The sequence below is a fragment of the Bradyrhizobium sp. genome, from assembly GCF_016462955.1.
GTDB lineage: Bacteria > Pseudomonadota > Alphaproteobacteria > Rhizobiales > Xanthobacteraceae > Bradyrhizobium.
Genome location: NZ_JAEMSD010000003.1, coordinates 38,055 through 57,158 on the forward strand (window position 1 = coordinate 38,055; position 19,104 = coordinate 57,158).

Here is a 19,104-nt window from a genome sequence, read left to right on the forward strand (position 1 = left end):
GGGCCAAGTCTTCCGCGATCTGCTCCCGCGACACCTGCGTCGCCGGCGAAAGTGAAGTCTGATTGTTACGGAAGGGCGCGTACGAGATGCATTGTACTTTGTTATTCGGATCGATCGGTGCGTGCGCCAGGTTAACCGGTATGCCCAGCCACCACCATACCGCGGCGATAGTGCCGAGGGATGTCAGGAGGAGCGTGAGCCGGGTGCGGAGGGAAACCAGTGTCGTTCTCCTTGCAGAAACGAATTGCTGGACGTCTTCAATGCGCGAGCGCGCCAGTTGAAAAAGTACTTGGCTGCTGGCGATATAGCACGCGATCACACCGCAGGTATATTTTTCACCCTCGAAAGGCAAAATGGGTTGGCGCTTGGCCGGAGTGGGCGCCCGCCAACGGCCAATCATTCCCTGCGGCTGACCTTTAGCGACGCGGTTCAACACTGGGCACGTGCCGGGGTAGCAAACACGAGCGGGGCGATCAAAATCGGGCGATGACATGCATCGGTCCCGTCGGGCCAGCGTAACACAGAAAAAATTTGTAAAAGAAGGGACTTGAGCTGACAGTGGGTGCTTTGTCGCGGCAGGTGTCCGACAAAGATTTCATGTCCGACCTCACGCAGCCGGCAACAATTTCTCTCTCGACAGAGCACTTGCGTCAAGCAAGGTTTGCATCGGCGTCTTGCCGTAGCACCAGCGGCCCTGATGCGGGCGCACCTCATTATAGACAGCGATCCACTCATCGAGATCGCTCTGCAACGCAGTGATGCTCGGATAGATCTTCTTGCGGAACGCGACGCGATAGAACTCCTCAAGCACGGTGCGGTGGAAGCGCTCGACAATGCCGTTGGTCTGTGGGCTCTTTTGGTGCGGGTGTGATCGATGTCCTCGACGGCGAGATAGAGCTCGTATTCGTGATGCTCCGGATTGCCGCAATACTCGGTGCCGCGGTCGGTCAGGATCCGGTTCAGCGGGATGCCCCGCGCATCGAAGAACGGCACCACGCGATCATTCAACAGTTCGGTCGCCGTGATCGGCGTCTTGCGATCATACAGCTTGGCGAATGCCACCTTGCTGTAGGTGTCAATGAAGGTCTGCTGATAGATCCGCCCGACTCCCTTCATGTTGCCGACATAGAAGGTGTCCTGCGCACCACAATAGCCGGGGCACTCGCTCTCGAACTCGCCGTGCGCCTCCTTCTCGGACTTAGCCTTTTCCAACGCAACGAGCTGGGCCTCGGTCAGCACCAGGCCGTCCTGGGCCATCTTGGCCTCCAGCGCCGTCAGCCGCTTCTTGACGTTGGCAAGGTCGTGACGCAGCCACACCGCCCGCACGCCGAACGGGGAGATCGACAGGCCGCGGCTCCTGAGCTCATTGCTGACTCGCACCTGACCCCAGGCCGGCTGGTCGATCGCCAGTTCAACGACGGCCGCCTCGACCTCCGGCGCGACACGGTTCTTCAGGATCGGTTTCTTGCGGCTGATCTCGATCAGCGCCAGCTCGCCACCTTTGTCGTACAGTTCCTTGAACCGGTAGAAGCTGTCGCGGCTATAGCCCATCATCCGGCAAGCCTGGCTGACGTTGCCGAGCTGCTTGGCCAATTCCAGCATTCCGACTTTCGCGCGAATGACCTTCTGTTCCTGGGTCTTGGTAACGTCTCCTGTGAGACGCTGCGGGCTGCGCGGGAGCGCCCTTTGGGTGAGCGCTCCTGCTCGCCCGCAGCTCCATTCCCTGCCAGTTCAAACCTTGCCGTCAGATTAAGTCGAAACTTCTACAAAAAATTGCGCTTTGTCTAGCGCGATTTCGAGCTGCCATGTTGTGTTAGATCAACACACCAACACTGCTGGCTGCAATATGCACGTCAGTGTGACCGGTTGCGATCCAGATCGTCGCCCCTGCCGCGATCGGGATTATCGCCGCTCCGGCAGATCCAATTCGCGAGACAACGCGGTCATATCAACGTCGGCGTCCACGATCACGCGACAGGCCTTGCCGACGACAATCTCCATGCGTCCGCTCGCTGCCCTCGTTGAAGCTACTAGCGGCGCAACTGGTTGGTCTGGCGCCACCATCGCCGGCACAAAGACTGGCTGAGGTTGTTCAACATCGCTCGTCCGCGTCCGAAATGACCGTCGCCAAGTCAACAGAAGCGAGCGCGAGATTCCGTATCGTCGTGCTGTCGATGAGACCGCCCGCGGCCTCTGCAAACTCTCCAGAACGATCTTGAGTTTCTCATCATCCGTCCAGCGACGGCGACGGTCGGTCTCGACAACCTCGTACCGTTCAATTTGAGCACTGAACTTATTGCTGTCCATAAGACCTGTTACACAGCACTCCTCTTAACCCGACAAGGCGGCCCTCGCCGGAGGGAGACCCATACGGCGAGTAGTAGTCACGGTATCCGCAATAGGGATAGCCGTACCAGCATAGACGCCATGGTAGCCGAGCCCGCGCAGACCAAAGCCAGTCAGCAGCCAAGGCGCGCCGTGGTAGCCGCCATAAGCTCCGTAGTACTCGTCATGACCGAACTGCCGCCGTAGAACGGCGCGTGGCCCATTACCCCTTGGAATCCACCATGAGAGAAGCCGCCGGCAAGTCCACCGGCATGAATACCGCCGCTGAATCCTCCGTGACCGGAAAATCCGCCGCCATGCCCTCTCATCCCTCCACCGTGTTGGGCGAGAGCGCCTTCAGCGGAGACCATCAGAGTGTGGCCGCGATGCCTGCTACAAACAGAATGATCTTCTTGATGTTCAACTCCAACACGAGCCATTATGCGCCCTCACGAGGCGAACTCTTGAAACGCCATCGCCGCCACAACCTTCGACCGAATGAGGGTCGTGCCTCAAGAGGGAGGTCGAGACACAAGAACAATTCACTCACGCCGCTACGCTTGCAGGTAAGGTGGTCCGATAAATCTCGATATAGTTTGCCGCGGCACCTCTCCATCCGCATGGACGCGACATGGCAGCTTGGCGCATGGTCTTGAGCCGAGGAGGGGAATGGTAGATGTCCATGGACCGATACACGCCGTTCAATAAACCCGCGAGCGAGAAGTCGTCGAAGAGCACGCCCGTTACCCCATCCTCGATGGTGTCGGCTAGACCGCCTGTCCGATGTGCAACCGGGAGCGATCCGAACCTTTGAGCCTGCATCTGCACCAACCCGCACGGCTCGAACCGCGAAGGCATCAGGAGAAAGTCACTTCCCCCCAACATTCGCCGCGCGGTCTTCTCCTCATAGCCGATTTTCACCCCCACTTTGCCAGGATAGCGCTTGGCCACCTCGCCCAGTGAGTTCTCCAGCTGCGGCTCGCCGCGACCTGTGACCACGATCTGGCCGCCCTGCCGGACGATTGTTTCCACGGCCTGAAGCGCCACATCCAACCCCTTCTGGTGAACCAGGCGGGAAACAATCGCGAACAATGGCCCCCGCGAAACCGCAAGCCCGAATTCCTGTCTTAGCGCCTTGGCGTTGGCTTGCTTGCCCGTCCAGTCGTCGACGCCGAACGGTCGCGCAAGATGCCGATCGCTGCTCGGATCCCAGCTCTCATCGATACCGTTCAAGATACCTGTCAGGCGGCCTTGCTTGGCTCTTGCCTGCAGCAAGCCATGCAGACCGCAGCCGTGCTCGGGCGTGGTGATTTCACAAGCATAGGTCGAGCTCACAGTTGTGACGTGCGAGGCATAGAAGATGCCGGCCTTTAGGAAGGAGATGTCGCCGCAAAACTCAACGCCGTTGATGTGAAAGGCGTTGGGCGGAATCCCGAGGCGATCGAGATGCTGGTGGGCGAACAATCCACGATACGCGAGATTGTGAATGGTAAGCACTGTTGGCGTATGATGGCCGCTCCAGCGCAGATACGCGGGCGCAAGCGCGGACGTCCAATCGTTGAGGTGGAGGAGGTCAGGGATCCAGCTCGGATCACCCACGCCGCGGGCCAGATCTGCAGCCGCAAGCCCAAGTCTTGCGAACCGCAAATCGTTGTCCGCCCAGTCGTTACCGGCTGGATCCAGATAAGGGCTGCCCTCGCGCTCATAAAGTTCCGGGCAGATCACGGCATAAATGACAACGCCATCGGACGTTTGGGTTCGCGCGATACTGCATTCCGGTATGCCGGCAAGTCCGGGCAGGCGCGCTACAATTTCCAGAGCACGGTTTTGCGCGACGAATTCGCGGTAGGCCGGGATCAGGACGCGTATGTCGCAGCGTTCACGCAGCGCGCGCGGAAGGGCAGCGGAAACGTCGCCCAGACCGCCGACTTTGATGTAGTCCGCAAATTCTGACGTCACGAACAGGACGTTGGGTAAGCGCCGCAGAACGGCCTTGCGCCAATCAGGCTGTTGCCGGGCTTGAGCGGGCTCGACCAGCTTTCGTTTCACGGCGTCCCCCCAAGCTTGCTTTAGCCGATACTTCTCCAATTGTAAGACGGATAAGGCGCAAAATTCTTACAGATCTCGAATGAATTCAGCTTGGCAGTTCTTGTCGAAGCGAATTTGCGTTGGATCAAACCCACATAAAACATATCATGGCTTTTTGGACACATTCTAGGTTACAATCTTGAACCATCGAGAGCCTCGGATTGGGTAATATCGCCCCGACCGCCTCGCTTGGACTAATGATACGGCTGCATCCTAGCAGCTCGGACCCGCAGAACCGACCCGTTGTGGGTCAGATGATTGACTTCAATCAACGGCTCCCGCACGGCGGAAACTATCATTTAAATTGTTCACTGAGGAGAGTCGCCGATGAACATGAGACGTGTTACGGTTGTGTTGCGATGCCTCCGCCTCTTCGCGAATGTGGCGGTGTTGGGTCTTGCGCCATCGCTGCTGACGGTGAGTTCGATTGCGCTCGCCGCACCCTCGGTCCGCACGGCGATGATGGATGACATGGGATCGATGGGCGGTGGCCAGCCCGGATCCATGTCGGGCATGTCGAACACGGCCCCAAACGCGTCCGGCGGCATGAGCGGAACGTCCGGGAGTTCCTCAGGCGGGATGGGCGGAATGTCGGGCGGCATGGGCGGCTGCTGCATGGGACCGATGGGACAAAGCCCCGGCGCAGCTTCGCCGTCCAGTTCCGGCATGGCGATGCAGACCAATCTCCCTGGTTTTCCCGGCGCATCCCATATCTACCACGTCGGCGCGACGGGCTTTTATCTCGACTATGCCGACAAGCTTGGTCTGTCGACCGATCAGAGGACGAAGCTCAACGAGATCAAACAGCAAGCTCTGCTCACGCAATCAAACACGCAACGAAAGGTCGATGAGGCCGAGCAGGCACTTTGGGTGCTGACGGCTGCAGACCAGCCTGACGCCGCGGCCATTGAGGCAAAAGCACGGGAGATCGAAAAGCTGAAGGCAGACCAAAGAATTGCCTTCATTCGCGCAGTGGGGGATGCAGCTAACGCGCTGACGGCCGACCAGCGCAAAATGGTGCTTGGATTGGCGCCGATGCCGAGTACAACTCCCGCCGCCTCGACCCCGGCCAAGCCGATGAACATGGGGAAGTGAACCGGGGCGGCAATTAACCCTGGGGAGCGAGTTGTGATCAGCTCTCTCCCGCGCCGTTCCTGCACCCAAGTCCGCTCGCTGAAACTTGCCGTCGGAGATGAATTGTAAGGCGCTGGTTAAGGCGTCCGCGATATCTTTTCCATCATGGCTTGCACGGTGACTTGAGTTGTTGAGCGAAATCAACAGTGCATGGCATGCATCTAGTTGGATTATGAACCATCAATCGATTTTCGGGAAGTGCAACGTGAATGTTGCAGCAGCGGACGTTACGACCTGTTTGCTAATCGCTGGCTACCATAATTTCGCTGTGACGCTTGGCTGAGTCAGAATTCATTTAGGCTTCTCTTCTGCTAAATGGTTCGATCCGCCAGTGAGGGAAAAATGAAATCCGATATTTGCGTGAGGAGCCGTTACAACACGGAAGCATTCGCTCAGATTCTTGGTTTGTGTTTGCTGGGTACGCTTGTAACCAGCGGACCGCTTGCCGCCCAGACGGTTGGAACTCAGCCGCACCCGTTTCCACCGCAAACGTCCGTTTACAAATGGCATTATACCTGCCCTACACTACAACCGACCGGCACTTGTAGGTTTTATCTTGCGGCAGCGAACTACGCTGCAAACAATGTCTCCCATGCGCGGGTTGTTCTCGCCTACCAACCGGTGGGAGCGCAGCAAATGCCTTTCTATTATTTTTCGATCACCGTGATGGGTAAAGATCAACCTGATCTGGTGATGTTGCAGTCGAATGCTGGCGTGTCATTTGTCGCGCAGGGGATGACCTTGGGTAATGAGACCGGTCCGATCTTGTCTGAAACGGATTCGCATGTGAACTAGCTGCTTCGTCAAAGTGCTTTTGCCATTTTGGCTGTTTGAGTCGGCCTGATTTGGCGGGCGGACTTGGGGTCGGCGCGATCCATTTTGGCGCGGGCTTTATCGGTTGTGAACATCCATTTGATGCAAGCGCGGTCGGCATTGCGTCGCTTCTACCAGGCCGCGGTTTCGGCGACGCGAGGAGCGTAGCTATCGATGCGCCGACCGAGGCATTGGTGGGCGAAGGTCTACTAGATGCCGTAATGGGCCCGGCTCCGAGCGAGGGGTGATGATGGTGGCTGTCCCCCGATAGATGATGAAACGGGGTCAGGACTTGAGTCGGCCCCAAGCATCTGGAGACGGAGGACAGCCGTGGAGAAGTATGCCGTGAATTCGACGTGTCGTTGGAACTCTCGAGCGTATGCATTGTGGATGCCCAGGGTAGGATCCTGAAGGAGGCGAAGGTCGCGAGTGAACCCGACGCCCTAGTCGAATTTTTCGAGACGCTTGGCTTTGCAGTGAATCGGATCGGGCTGGAGGCTGGACCACTGTCGCAACGGCTGCATGCCGGGCTGCAAAGAGTAGGATTCGAGACGGTCTTGCTGGAAACGCGGCATGTGAAGGCAGCATTGTCAGCGATGACGGTGAAGACTGATCGCAAGGATGCACGCGGGATTGCCCAGTTGATCCGGATGGGATGGTTCCGCGCGGTGCACGCAAAGTCGATAGGGGGCTCAGGAGATTCGAGCGCTACTGGTCGCGCGCAAGCAGCTTCTTGGGCGACTTATCGATGTGGAATTAAGTATCCGCGGGATTTTGCGTGGCTTTGGGCTGACGGTTGGCCCGGTGACGCGGAAGAATTTCGAAGCGCGGATGCGAGAGTTGGTTGCGGGTCAGGCGACATTGAAGCGCATTGCCACAGCGATGCTTTCGGCGCGATCGGCCTTGAAGGCAGAGTACGGAAGGCTACACAAGGCCGTGCTGGCAATTGTGCGTGACGATGCGGTTTGTCGCCGGCTCATGACAGTGCCGGGCGTTGGTCCCCTGGTGGCTGCCACCTACAAATCGGCGATTGATGATCCTCATCGCATCGTAAAATCGAAGGCAGCAGGCGCGCTATTCGGGCTCACGCCAAAGAAATACCAATCAGGAGAAAAGGACGTCACGGGCGGAATCACGCTGGCCGGCGACGAGATAGTACGCACAGTGCTGTACGAGGCCGCCAATGTCCTGCTATCGCGCATCACGCGGTTCTTAAAACTCAAGCGCTGGGGATCGAGGTCGCCAAACGGCGAGGCTCGAAGCGCGCAAAAGTCGCCCTGGCACGTAAGCTGGCAGTGATCCTGCATCGGATCTGGTTCGACGGCACAACTTACCGATGGACCGAAGCGGGGCCGATCGCGGCATAGAAGACGTGGAGGAGATCAAGAACGCAACCGGGCTGAACTGAAGCCCAGTGCCCGAAGTCCCGTCGCCCGGACGGTGGATCCGGTGAAGCCGTTACACGCCCAGTGGCCGTCATCTGACGAACCACGCGTATCTAGATAGGCTCACCGCTCCCTCTGACAGCATGATGTGGCGGCCAGGCGTTGACCACGGACAGAAGCATGAGTTCGGCGGCGTGACGTTCATCGGGAGGCTTGACATCATCGGGCCCATTACAGAAGGGGTGTAGTCTCTTCGGGAGGTTGTCCTTTTGCAGTAGGCGACGGCCGCCTTGAGGAAGGAACGGCGCTGTCAACCGTCTCGTCGCGTCGCTTTGCTCGGTCCACCCTCGACTATGCCTCGTACCATCGCCTCTCGACCTTTGGGCGTCAAAAGCGCGCACCAAGCCGTACACGCCCAGAACAAGCGGTAAGGCGAGCGCTTCATCCAGCTTCGGAGATGGGCGTACGCTCAGGCCCTATCCCACATGCGAGAGCGCGGCTGTCGGCGCTACGCTACGTGTATGGGTGGGCCGATAGCGTCTTTCTGCAGCACGCTTGGAAGATCACGGCGAATGCATGCTGGTGGTAAGCGCTTAGCCGTAACCCTTGCTTCGGGATCTGGATAGCTATGCGAAGAAGCCTCCGGCTTTGGACGGAGGTTTTGATGGGATTGGACAGCAAAAAGGACGTCCATTTGGACGGCCCATCGGCGGGGTCGGTTAGCCGGCTGGAAGTTCTTGAAGGACCGTCGGGGCGCCGCGTGCGTTCGGAAGCTGAGAGAGCTCGGATTGTCGCCGAGAGTCTGTTGCCCGGTGCCCAGGTGTCCGAGGTCGCGCGCGAGCACGGAGCGACGCGCTGGCAGATCTACGATTGGCGACGGCGGTTTCGCCAGCGAGGCATGTTGCCGCCGTGCGAGGCATCCCCGCCGACATTCGCTGCGCTGGTCGTGGAACGTGCTTTGGAGGAGCTTCCTGCTCCGGCGATCAAGCTTGAGATCGCGATCGGTGATGTCGTGCTGCGGACGGATACGGCCATTGATGGTGAGCAGCTGTCTCGGGTGATCCGTGCGGTGCGAGCGTCACGATGATCGCGGCCGGTGCTGATCTGAAGATTTACATCGCGACGCGGCCGATCGACTTCCGCTGTGGCCACGATGGGCTTGCGGCGAAGGTGCAGGAGATGCTTCGTCTCGACCCGTTCAGCGGCGCAGCCTTCGAGTTCCGATCGAAACGAGCGGACCGGATCAAGATTTTGGTCTGGGATCGAACGGGCCTGGTGTTGGTGCACAAGCGTCTCGAAGGTTGCAAGTTCGTTTGGCCAACGATCGCAGACGGCGTGATGCGGATATCGCGGGCGATGTTCGCGGCCCTATTCGAGGGGCTGGATTGGAGGTTGGTCCGCCCGGAAGAAGCGCGGCGGCCCCCAGGCGACTGGATAACTGCGGCAGAATGACTCGGAAGCTATTTTGAACGTGGCATGCACGGCGGCGATGTGCTCGAAATAGCGCATGAGCATCGCGGCGCTGCGCGACGAAAATGAACAACTGAAGGCGCTTTTGGCGCAAACGCAGGCGGCCTTGAGCGAGCATCAGGGGCGCTGGCGGCGTCGGAGGAAGCGCGGCGTCGGCTGGAGGTCCTCCTCGGCGAATTGCGGCGCAACAGGTTCGGCGCGAAGTCCGAGAAGCTGCGGCCAGATCAGTATTACTTGCCGTTAGAAGACGTGGAGATCGCGCAAGGCATCCTGGACGCGGCACAGGAGAGAGCCGAGGCTGTGATCAAGGGCCGATCGCGGAGCGTGCCGGATCAAGGTTACAGTTCAAACCTTGCCGTCAGATTAAGTCGAAACTTCCACAAATACATCTGTCGCCGCTGTTTGGGGGCCCGTCGTGCAGGCGCACGCACCAGAGCACGTCGTGCCCGGCGGACTGCCGACCGAAGCGGCCGCGCACGTGATCGTCTCAAAATTTAGCGACCATACGCCATTTTACCGTCAGGCCGAGATCTATGCGCGCCAGGGAATCCGGCTTGATCGGGCGACGCTGGGCAACTGGTCTGGCCGCGCCCGCTTCCACCTTCAGCCCATCGCGGACCACATGCGCCACCACCTGGCCATGGCGGACCGGTTGTTCATGGATGAGACCAAGGCGCCGGTACTCGATCCGGGGCGCGGCCAAACGAAGAAAGGCTACTTCTGGGCGGTCGCCTCAGACCACCGCGGCCACAGCGGCCCAAGTCCACCGATCGTGTTGTTCAGGTATGCCCCCGGTCGCAGCGGTGCCTTCGCGCAGCAGTTCCTGGACGGCTTTGACGGACGCTACCTGCAATGCGACGCCTATGACGACTATGACCGGTTGAACGAAGTCGTTCGATGTTGGAGCCATTTGCGCCGGCGCTTCGTCAAATTGGTGCGCAACATCAATGCACGAGCGTCCAAGGCCCTTGGGGTCGGCATCAAGTCACTGATCGCCGAGGCCGCTGTTCGGCACATCGCGCAGCTTTACGCCATCGAAGCCATGGTGCGCGGCTCATCGCCGGACATCCGGCTGGCCGCGCGCAAGGAGCACTCGCTGCCCATGGTAGCCGCGTTGAAGTCGTGGTTCGAGAAACAGTTGTCGATGATCTCCAGCCGATCGACGCTCGCCGAGGATATCCGCTATGCGCTCAATCATTGGGAGGGGCTGACGCGCTTCCTCGAAGACGGACGTCTCGAGCTCGACACCAACCCGGTCGAGAACGCCATCCGGCCAATCTGCTTGATCAGGAAAAACGCTCTCTTCGCAGGACATGAAATCGGCGCCGAAAACCGGGCCTTGCTGGCATCGATCGTCGCCACCTGCAAACTCAACGACGTCAATCCGGCCAGTTACATCGCCGAAACACTCGAGGCGATCATCGACGGCCATCCCCACAGCAGAATCGAAGACCTCATGCCGTGGCGATTCCGCCCTACGTCAAGCCAGCCTCAACAGGGTCGCAGCTAAGCGCTTACTGCTGGTGCTGATCAGCGGACGCCGGAAGGCAACCTGCCCGAAATCTATTGGGGGGAACCGGGCGGCCGCCGAAGCGCCGGTCGACGCCTTCGCCGAGAAATACCGCGTCGAATGCCTCGCCAACAGCAGATGCGTGCGCCGTCCGCGATAGAGATCGTCGGCTCGAGAGCTCACGCTGGTGTCAACCCAGTGGCCTACGTGTGGATTGGCGGCGAGTTGTCACGAGACGAAAGGCAGGGCGCAAAATCCCAAAATCCAGCTTCGATTTCAATCGACCGGTAGCCATCCTGCTTACCGCCTGCCCACGCTGCCGGCACCGCGCGTTGTACTCCCGTAGTAGGGCTGGGCGCGATGATAGCGCCCCACCGGCGGAGCCGCGACTTGGTTCGGCACATTGGTCGCGTTCGGAGATGTCGACTGTTGCGACGGAATTACAGTGATATGCGAACGGTCGGGCGTCGAAGGATCTTTAACACCCTGAGCCCAGGCGCAAGTGGAGCCAAAATATGCAATCACGAGCGCAGTCAAAGCCAAACGTTTCATGAGCCAATCTCCTGAGCGAACTGGTCACAGACTTGAATACCGGCCCGCTTCTCGTTTGAGCGACTTGGCCATTTAACCGTACGCCTTTCGACCTCGATTGATCTGCGTCAAGCCACCCAGCGCAGGCACGCGAGATCCGTGTCGTTGGGCCAATGATCGTCATCCGTGACCCTGCGGGGGAGTTGATCTTTCCCGCGGTTTCCTAGCCGAAAAGAACCCGTAACTTACGCTTTCCCCCAATCACGTTTTGCGCTCTTGGCGGAGCCGCTTGTAAAGCGCGGTTACGGCGTCCGCGAAATCCTCCCGGTCGTGGCTTGCACAGTAGTCCTCCAGGAATCGAAGCTGCTGAACCAGATCGAAGGTTGGCGGCGCCAAGTTGAGCGTCTCATCGGTGCCGGGTGGCCTCCCCAGCAAAATGCCGCTCATGAATCCTTGCGTCCAGGCGAGATAGTCTCTGCGGATGTTGGCATTGGATTTCACGTCCTCGTTAAAGCCGCGGCAGGTCGTTGCGCCCAATCCGACTATGCGGGCGGTTTGCGCCTGAGCCTGGGAGCTTGCCTGCAACAGAAGCGCTGCTGAAACCAACAATACTGCCAATCCCGTCCTTATCCGATGCGAATCCCTTGGCAGCATCGAGTGCTCGTCTGCGGGCTCCGGAGCGGGTGCTTCGATTTCTTTGGCTTGGGTCTCATTGCATTGCCGGAGCACAGTCGACCGCTCCCACTGGATCATGGTTTGAGGCGCATTGTGTGTTCGCTCGACCGCGGCCCGTCAATATGCAGCTTACGCATTTGTCGTGATTTCGACGCGGTGATCCGTGCCTGACCAGCTGCCGTCGCGCCAACGAAAGGTGAAATCCACCCATTGTCCTTCGCGCAAGGCGGAGGTGTTGAGTTCGGCAGCAAAGAAACCAAGGCCGGTGTCTTCGGCCTCGACGTCGCTCACCGCGTGCCAGCCGTCGACTCCCCAGTGTACGGCAGCGGCGCTGGCGGTGGCGATCACGACACGGCTGCCGCGGGTCGCCGTCGCGATTTGCGCATGTGGCCACCAGAAGCTGTAGTCGGCTATCCTGCGCCGACCCTCATAGCGCCGCCAAACGGCTTCTGGTCTGTCCACAGGCCGGCCCAAGTGCCGTGAGACCGCGAGCTTGATGTACTCCGCGTGCGCCCACGCCAGCGGCATGGCCGACCCTGTCGGGCGACCTGGCTCGAGCCGGCGCTGCGGGACCGATGATCCGTCCCAGATTTGTTCCGGGATCATTCCACCTGGGCTGGCTGAATTCGCCATGGTTTGAAGCAGTGGCAAGGAGTCCTGGCCGGCGCACAATTCGTAATGACCTCTTTCGCCGGCAAGGAGTGGCCACGGCCGACCTTTGCCAGCCCCGTCGTACGGCCGGCCATCATCATACTCGCCGTAGCCATCGCCATTGTAGCGACGCCATGCCGCGCCTGACGGGGTCTCAACCCTGAGCAGATGATCGACCACTTTGACGCTGTCGAGGATCAGGGGATCCTGGGGGTGGCGCAGGCCGAAGCGAACCAGGCGGAGGAAATCGGTGCTGATCTGCGCGCTCGCCTGCAAGCTTGCTCCGTCACCTCGGTTCCGGATTAGGACGAACTCGTCCAGTGCGGGACGTCCTCCGGACAGGACGGAGGCTGGAGCGGTACGAATATAATGACCGGGCAGGTTCAATTGCCGCGTCCAATCGCTGTCCTGGGCAACGAGCCAGGTATCAAGATGCGCATTCCAGAAATCGGCAAGTTGGGTGGCCCAATGCCGGGCCCTGTCATCGAGAAAGTGGCCGCCTGCGACCAAGGCCGCGATACAGGTCGCCAGCGTGAATGCATTCAGACCGCTGTTTTCTTCCCAGCGGTCTTGATCGGTCGAGGGACCGATCCGCGCGACGCATCCAAGCGCACGCCGGACCATGTCCTGCGGCTCGATGCCGTCGAGCGCATTCCGGTCGGCTAACAGCGCAGCGAGAAGCACGGGATAGGCCGCTTCGTCGAGCTGGACGCCGCGCCAGTATGGTTCGCCCCCCAGCCACTGGTTTTGTTGCCAGTGCCCTTCGACATTCTGCGTGGCGATGAGATAACGCAGCGTGTCACGCGCTTCCTCCTCTCCGCCGAACGCCAGCAAGGCAGAGGCGCATTCAACGAGATCGCGCGGCCAGACCAGATGATAGCCACCCCGCTCGTTACCGCTGTCGCCCCAGGGAATGCTGAGGCTTGCCACCATCGCGCCGGGGTAGGTTTTGTCCAGATGGGTGCGCAGCACGGTCGTCGACGTAACAAATTGGTCCTGCAGCGGTCGGGCCAGTTCGACCGGGGTTGCGCAGCACTCGCCGCAACTGCGGTGCCACTTGCTCCAATCGGAGATCTGGGGTTTGAGCAGTCGGTCAAATGGTTGCAGCAACGATGAAACGGCAAGCGTTGCCGCTGCGCCAGGAGTGCTGGCAAAGCCCAGGGCCAGTACGCAGTTTTGCGGCAATTCCGCCATCAGCGCGACGTTCCCCGGGCCAGCGGCTGGATGATTCCAAGTCATCGCCCCATTCCGAGCAAAATCTTGCCACCCGTCACTGGTGCCGACGTAACCGGCGCTTGCCTGGATGATGGCATCCTGCTGGTATTCGTCAACGGCGGCGAGCGCCATCGCGAACGGCGAGCGTGCCGCTGCCAAAAAACGCCGGCCGCGCTGCTCGGCGACCATGGCGCGATTGCCATAGCCGGTTGCCCCAAGGTGAGGCGCGAGCAGCACGTAGGGCCGCAGCGACGGGTCATTAGTCTCAAGGTTACATTCTATCGCGAGCACATCTCGTCGCGGATCCGGGCAGATTCGCAAGCGTAACGAGAAGCGCGGATGGGCGTGTACGACTTCGTAGGCCGGAACGCCTTCGGCCACCGCGCGGAGCTCGTACTTGCCGAGTCGTTTGACCTCCGCCCAAAACCCCTTCCCGTCGGCAACCAGAAAACCGAGATCGCGAATTTGCGGAATATCGACCCGGGGCCAGTAGACCTCGTTGACGATCCCGTGGCCCACCGTGAACCAGAGGCGTGCAATTCCGAGCGATGATCCGACGACATCCTTACTGCTGCTTGTCCAAGTCGGCGGGATGCCCGGCGCCCCCGGGGCGTCGAGATTTGGACCTGGCTCCCAATGATTCGTCCGCGGTCTTTCAGACGCTGCGGCGGTCTTGGTTCTCACCAAACGTCCGTGATTGCCGTGGTTGGCGGCTTTTATCGTGGTCCACGCTGGTCTGCCGCGGTAATGTGGAGAACACCATGCTGTCACGAAACGGCACCCCGCTCAAAAGAACAGCCTTACGGCCTACCCAAGTAAATCCGTCCTGAGCGCCCCGATCCTTGACCCACATCAACCAAGAATGCTGAACTCATTGTTATCAAATAGGAGTTGGCCGGACTCTGACCTCGTTCGGCTCGCTTCGTGGTTCGGGGGGATGTCGCGGAGTGATGGAGGTGCTAGCGTGACCACCCTTTCCCCAGCCGAACCGACCCGTCGCGACTTCCTTTGCGTTGCGACTGCAGCGGCTGCCGCTGTAGGCGGAGCCGCAGCCACATGGCCCTTGATCAGCCAAATGAATCCCGATGCCTCCACGATCGCCGCCGCGGCACCGATCGAGGTCGATCTCGTGCCAATTGCCGAAGGCCAGATCATCCAGGTGTTTTGGCGGGGCAAGCCCGTGTTCGTGCGGCACCGCACAACGAGCGAGATCAAGGCAGCTCGCGCCGTCGATTGGCGAGCGCTGCCCGATCCGCAATCGGACGCCGAGCGGGTGAAGGACGGCCACGACCAATGGCTCGTCGTCATCGGCATCTGCACGCACCTTGGCTGCATCCCGCTCGGCCATCAGGGGCAATACGACGGCTGGTTCTGCCCATGCCACGGCTCGGTTTACGACACATCGGGGCGCGTACGTCGCGGTCCGGCACCGGCCAACCTGTACCTGCCGCCATACGCATTCCTGTCCGACAGCAAGATTCGCATCGGGTGAAGCGACCATCGTTACCGCATGACGACAACCCCCGTTGCCCACGAGGGCCGCGTAACAATCATTTCGGCCAACGTCGGCTCGACGTCGTTCAACAGCGATCGAGACATCTCCGCGGGCGTGTCAGCAACTACATCGGCGGCATGCGGGTAATTGCTTATCAAGAGGTGTAGGATAGTTGTATAGCTAGAATCATGGAAACAGATGTTAGACACCTGGTCCAGGAGGCGGCCTTCGTGAGCAATCACTCGATGCATGATGCAGATCGTGCCACCCACGTCAAAATCGTTGTTGTCGCATTGCTGGCTGCGGCGGTGGTGGTTGCCATCGGAATTGCAGCTCGGACGGAGACTGCCGACGAGATCCACGTTGCCAGAGCGATCAAGGCCAAAAGCACTGCAACTTTGACAGTCGAAGATCCGTCAGTCGACGTGCACAAGCAACGATCACTTGGTGCAGCTCCCCAATTCACTGCCCGCCGCTGGTGGGTCTACGAATGCTGAGGGCGTAATCATCATGCCTAGCGTCAGTTCTTCCGGCTTGCCCGATTGCTTTGTGCCGCATCAGTGAAGTCGACGTGCAAGCCTTGTTTCATCGCCAGCTTTCTGGTCGGCCGCCAACTCCCGCCTGGCCCGCTTCGACCGCTGGCCTCGATCAATTTGAGCCAGATCAAGTTCGCCAAGTCTACGCCGGATAGCATAGAGCCATTCGATAGACGAATAGTTTCGGCGCTACTCCGCTGAAGCCTCTCCAAGAACAAGCTCAAGCCGTCGCCAAAAGAGTTTTATCTCGCGCCCCGAGGCATCGAACTGCGCGCCGGCGTGGGAGATTTAAGGAGGACGGGCCGGTACAACTTGGAATGGTTGGTCTGGGGCGGATGGGCGGCAACATCGTGCGCCGAGTGCTTCGCACGGGACACGCTTGCGTAGCCTATGACCGCGATCCAAAGCTGAGCCAGCGCCTCAGTGCGGAAGGGGCGTTCGCGGCGCAAAGTCTGAAGGATCTCGTCGCAATCATGGAGCGGCCGCGCCATGTTTGGCTGATGCTGCCAGCCGGTGAAGCGACCGAAGAAACGCTCCATCAACTCTCGCCTATACTGAACGCGGGCGATGTGCTCATCGACGGAGGCAACTCCTTCTACAAGGATGACATCCGCCGCGCGCGTGAACTCGCCGCGATGGGATTGCATCATGTCGACGTCGGAACGAGCGGCGGCATCGAGCGCGGCTACTGCCTGATGATCGGTGGAGAAAAGGAGATCGTCGACCGGCTCGATCCAATTTTTTCCGTGCTCGCGACTGGGTCCAGAAATATCCCGTGTGCCCCGGGTCGTGAGGGACGCGACGGGCGGGTTGAACGGGGTTATGTCCATGCTGGCTCAAGCGGCGCCGGACATTTCGTGAAGATGGTCCATAGCGGCATCGAGTACGGTCTGATGCAGGCCTATGCCGAGGGCTTCGAAATTCTCAAACAGGCAAGTGCGAAGGAACTGCCGGCGGACCTGCGATTCGATCTCGACCTTGCCGACGTGGCCGAGGCCTGGCGGCGGGGCGGCGCTATCTCCTCCTGGCTGCTCGATCTCACCGCCAGCGCTCTTGCCGCCGATCCGAAGCTTTCGAACTTCGAAGGCTACGGGATGGATTCCGGCGATGGCCGGTGGGCGATCAACGCCGTCATTGAAGAGGCTGTCCCCGTACCGGTCCTGTCAGCGGCTCTTTATGCCCGTTTCGGCTCACGCCAGCAGAACGGCTTCGCTAACAAGCTCTTATCGGCAATGCGCAACAACGTCGGCGGCCACCAGGAGCCTGCAAGAGCCTGAGACCGGCACCATCCGGGGCTGAACGGTTGGCTGACGGGCGGGGGTGACTCACATGGAGACAAACGTTACCGTATCGCAGCACCTGTGCGGCGTGCCGCAATGCACGCTGGTGATCTTCGGCATCAGCGGTGACCTCACACATCGGCTCCTCATGCCAGCGCTCTACAATCTCGCTCGATTGAAGCGCCTGCCAAAGGACTTCAGGATCATCGGCGTCGGGCGCAGCGCAATGGCCGTTGAGAGGCTGCGGGATGATCTCACCAGATCCATGCAGGATTTTGTCAGCGAGCAGGGAGGCGAAGCATCGGTCGGCGGCATTGATCAAGAGTTTTGGGATCAGGTTGTGCGCCGATTGGAATACGTCTCGGGCCACATTGAGGATGTCGCAACTTACGAAAAGCTGTCCCAACTCCTGAAAGGCTCCAAAGCGGCTTCCGGCGGAGGGAACGTTCTCTTCTATCTCGCCGTTGCTGCGCAGTTCTTCGGGCCTGTGGTCAAACACCTGGGAAAGGCGGGCCTCGCTCGAGAAGAAGCAGGGGCCTGGCGGCGGATCATCATCGAAAAGCCGTTCGGCCGAGATCTGCAATCGGCAAGAGCCCTCAATCGCGACGTTCTCGCCGTCTTCAGGGAAGAGCAGGTGTTTCGTATCGATCACTTCCTTGGTAAGGAGACCGTCCAGAACATCATGGCGTTCCGGTTCGGCAACGGCCTGTTCGAGCCGATTTGGAACAGGGACCGCATTGACCATGTTCAGATCACCGTCGCCGAAATCGTCGGAGTGGAAAGACGCGGCGTATTCTATGACGCGACCGGCGCCCTTCGCGACATGGTGCCGAACCATTTGTTTCAGCTGTTCACGATGCTCGCAATGGAGCCGCCGATCTCCTTTGAAGCGGACGCCGTACGCGACAAGAAGCAAGAGGTGCTGATGGCCGTGCGACCGCTATCGGGAGAGGCGGTCCTGCGCGAGACGGTGCGCGCGCAATACGCCGAGGGCACGGTGCGCGGTCGGGCGGTCCGGAGTTATCGTGGGGAGCCGAACGTTGCTGCTGCCTCGCGGACGGAAACTTATGTTGCGCTTCGCTTGATGATCGAGAATTGGCGGTGGGCGGGAGTGCCGTTCTATCTGCGGACGGGCAAGGCGCTGACCAGGCGGAACACGGAGATTGCGATCCAATTCAAGCAACCGCCGCTTGCACTTTTTCGGGATACGGCCGCTGCCGACTGCATTCCGAACTGGCTTGTGCTGCAAATCCAGCCCAATGAAGGCATCTCACTACAATTCGGCGCCAAGGTGCCGGGGCCCGACGTGCGATTGGATGCCGTCAAAATGGGGTTCCTGTACAAGGACTATTTCCGGACCTCGCCGAGCACCGGTTATGAGACGCTCATCTACGATGCCATGATCGGGGATGCGACCCTATTCCAGCGCGCCGACAACATCGAGGCAGGCTGGCGCATCGTACAGCCGGTGCTGGATATCTGGTCGGGCGGGCAGGGCTCGATTTGGACCTACTCGGCGGGAAGCGCGGGTCCGAAGGAGGCGGACGATCTGCTTGCCAAAGACGGGCGGGCATGGCGGCCGCTTTGATCACACGGGTCAGCATCGTTCGACGGGTTGGTCCGCCCCCATGTCGAGTGTCGCAGCGTGCTATCGTCCGCTTGATCCTCGCGAGGCAAAGTCAGATACGGTAAACTAGTCTCGAGAAAGGAGCGCCGAATGGGATTTCATCAACGATCCGCAAGCTTGACCGCCGCTTGTTGGGTTCTGGCGGTCGCTTTGCTCGACCTTTCGATATCCCAGGCGTTGGGTCAGATGGAGGGAGGGCACCATCCCAACATGTTCACCCCCGCTACTCCTTCAACTGGCCAGCGCGGCTCTGGGATGGCTGGCAACGGGGAAATGGGCGGTGGCGGCCCTATGGGCGCGAGCCCCCACGGCGAGATGGCTGGCGGTGGCATGGGAGAGATGGGCGGCATGGGTGGGATGCCCGGCATG

Annotated in this window: 13 protein-coding genes and 4 pseudogenes; 11 read left to right on the plus strand and 6 right to left on the minus strand. The window is 60.0% G+C overall.

The window, feature by feature from the left end; genetic code table 11:
* From JHD07_RS00805 to glgA, 4 genes and pseudogenes are all read right to left on the minus strand, one after another.
* Positions 1-433 (minus strand): annotated as a pseudogene (locus JHD07_RS00805) (hypothetical protein); the annotation flags it as partial.
* A gap of 174 nt (positions 434-607) precedes the next feature.
* Positions 608-1,602: pseudogene (locus JHD07_RS00810) on the minus strand (IS481 family transposase).
* A gap of 510 nt (positions 1,603-2,112) precedes the next feature.
* A pseudogene (locus JHD07_RS00815) lies at positions 2,113-2,307 on the minus strand (transposase); the annotation flags it as partial.
* A gap of 564 nt (positions 2,308-2,871) precedes the next feature.
* Positions 2,872-4,374 carry a glycogen synthase GlgA gene (gene glgA, locus JHD07_RS00820; RefSeq protein WP_291617987.1) on the minus strand — a complete coding sequence of 501 codons (1,503 nt, stop codon included), beginning with the start codon at positions 4,372-4,374 and terminating at the stop codon, positions 2,872-2,874.
* A 366-nt stretch (positions 4,375-4,740) separates the two neighbouring features.
* Between glgA and JHD07_RS00825 the strand changes: the two genes are divergently transcribed.
* From JHD07_RS00825 to JHD07_RS00855, 7 genes and pseudogenes are all read left to right on the plus strand, one after another.
* Positions 4,741-5,508 carry a periplasmic heavy metal sensor gene (locus JHD07_RS00825; protein WP_291617989.1) on the plus strand — a complete coding sequence of 256 codons (768 nt, stop codon included), beginning with the start codon at positions 4,741-4,743 and terminating at the stop codon, positions 5,506-5,508.
* A 381-nt stretch (positions 5,509-5,889) separates the two neighbouring features.
* On the plus strand, positions 5,890-6,342 hold the full coding sequence (locus JHD07_RS00830; RefSeq protein ID WP_291617991.1) for a hypothetical protein: 453 nt from the start codon (positions 5,890-5,892) through the stop codon (positions 6,340-6,342).
* 329 nt (positions 6,343-6,671) lie between these two features.
* A pseudogene (locus JHD07_RS00835) lies at positions 6,672-7,727 on the plus strand (IS110 family transposase).
* Positions 7,728-8,409: 682 nt separating this feature from the next.
* Positions 8,410-8,832 carry a transposase gene (locus JHD07_RS00840; protein WP_291617994.1) on the plus strand — a complete coding sequence of 141 codons (423 nt, stop codon included), beginning with the start codon at positions 8,410-8,412 and terminating at the stop codon, positions 8,830-8,832.
* A complete protein-coding gene (gene tnpB, locus JHD07_RS00845) occupies positions 8,829-9,197 on the plus strand; it encodes an IS66 family insertion sequence element accessory protein TnpB (RefSeq protein ID WP_291617996.1) in 369 nt (122 codons plus the stop codon). Before JHD07_RS00840 ends, tnpB begins: the two co-directional genes overlap by 4 nt.
* A 195-nt stretch (positions 9,198-9,392) precedes the next feature.
* The gene (locus JHD07_RS00850; RefSeq protein WP_291617997.1) at positions 9,393-9,713 is read left to right on the plus strand and encodes a transposase; all 321 of its coding nucleotides are present in this window, start codon (positions 9,393-9,395) and stop codon (positions 9,711-9,713) included.
* Positions 9,631-10,725 carry an IS66 family transposase gene (locus tag JHD07_RS00855; protein ID WP_291617999.1) on the plus strand — a complete coding sequence of 365 codons (1,095 nt, stop codon included), beginning with the start codon at positions 9,631-9,633 and terminating at the stop codon, positions 10,723-10,725. The genes JHD07_RS00850 and JHD07_RS00855 overlap by 83 nt, the downstream gene beginning before the upstream one ends.
* A 792-nt stretch (positions 10,726-11,517) precedes the next feature.
* On the opposite strand, the gene JHD07_RS00860 is transcribed toward JHD07_RS00855, so the two are convergent.
* Together JHD07_RS00860 and JHD07_RS00865 are read right to left on the minus strand one after the other, a co-directional pair.
* The gene (locus tag JHD07_RS00860; RefSeq protein ID WP_291618001.1) at positions 11,518-11,874 is read right to left on the minus strand and encodes a hypothetical protein; all 357 of its coding nucleotides are present in this window, start codon (positions 11,872-11,874) and stop codon (positions 11,518-11,520) included.
* Between the two features lie 186 nt (positions 11,875-12,060).
* Positions 12,061-14,481 carry a glycoside hydrolase family 15 protein gene (locus JHD07_RS00865; protein ID WP_291618003.1) on the minus strand — a complete coding sequence of 807 codons (2,421 nt, stop codon included), beginning with the start codon at positions 14,479-14,481 and terminating at the stop codon, positions 12,061-12,063.
* 280 nt (positions 14,482-14,761) lie between these two features.
* On the opposite strand from JHD07_RS00865, the gene petA reads away from it, so the two are divergent.
* The 4 genes from petA (at position 14,762) to zwf (ending at position 18,696) form a co-directional block, all read left to right on the plus strand.
* Entirely contained in the window at positions 14,762-15,289 is a 528-nt protein-coding gene (petA, locus tag JHD07_RS00870) for a ubiquinol-cytochrome c reductase iron-sulfur subunit (protein ID WP_291618005.1), read from the plus strand.
* 233 nt (positions 15,290-15,522) lie between these two features.
* Entirely contained in the window at positions 15,523-15,789 is a 267-nt protein-coding gene (locus tag JHD07_RS00875; RefSeq protein ID WP_291618013.1) for a hypothetical protein, read from the plus strand.
* Positions 15,790-16,163: 374 nt separating this feature from the next.
* Entirely contained in the window at positions 16,164-17,105 is a 942-nt protein-coding gene (gene gnd / locus JHD07_RS00880; protein WP_291618007.1) for a phosphogluconate dehydrogenase (NAD(+)-dependent, decarboxylating), read from the plus strand.
* 52 nt (positions 17,106-17,157) lie between these two features.
* Positions 17,158-18,696 (plus strand): glucose-6-phosphate dehydrogenase, encoded by a 1,539-nt coding sequence (zwf, locus tag JHD07_RS00885; RefSeq protein WP_291618009.1) that lies wholly within the window; start codon positions 17,158-17,160, stop codon positions 18,694-18,696.
* Positions 18,697-19,104: the final 408 nt, after the last annotated feature.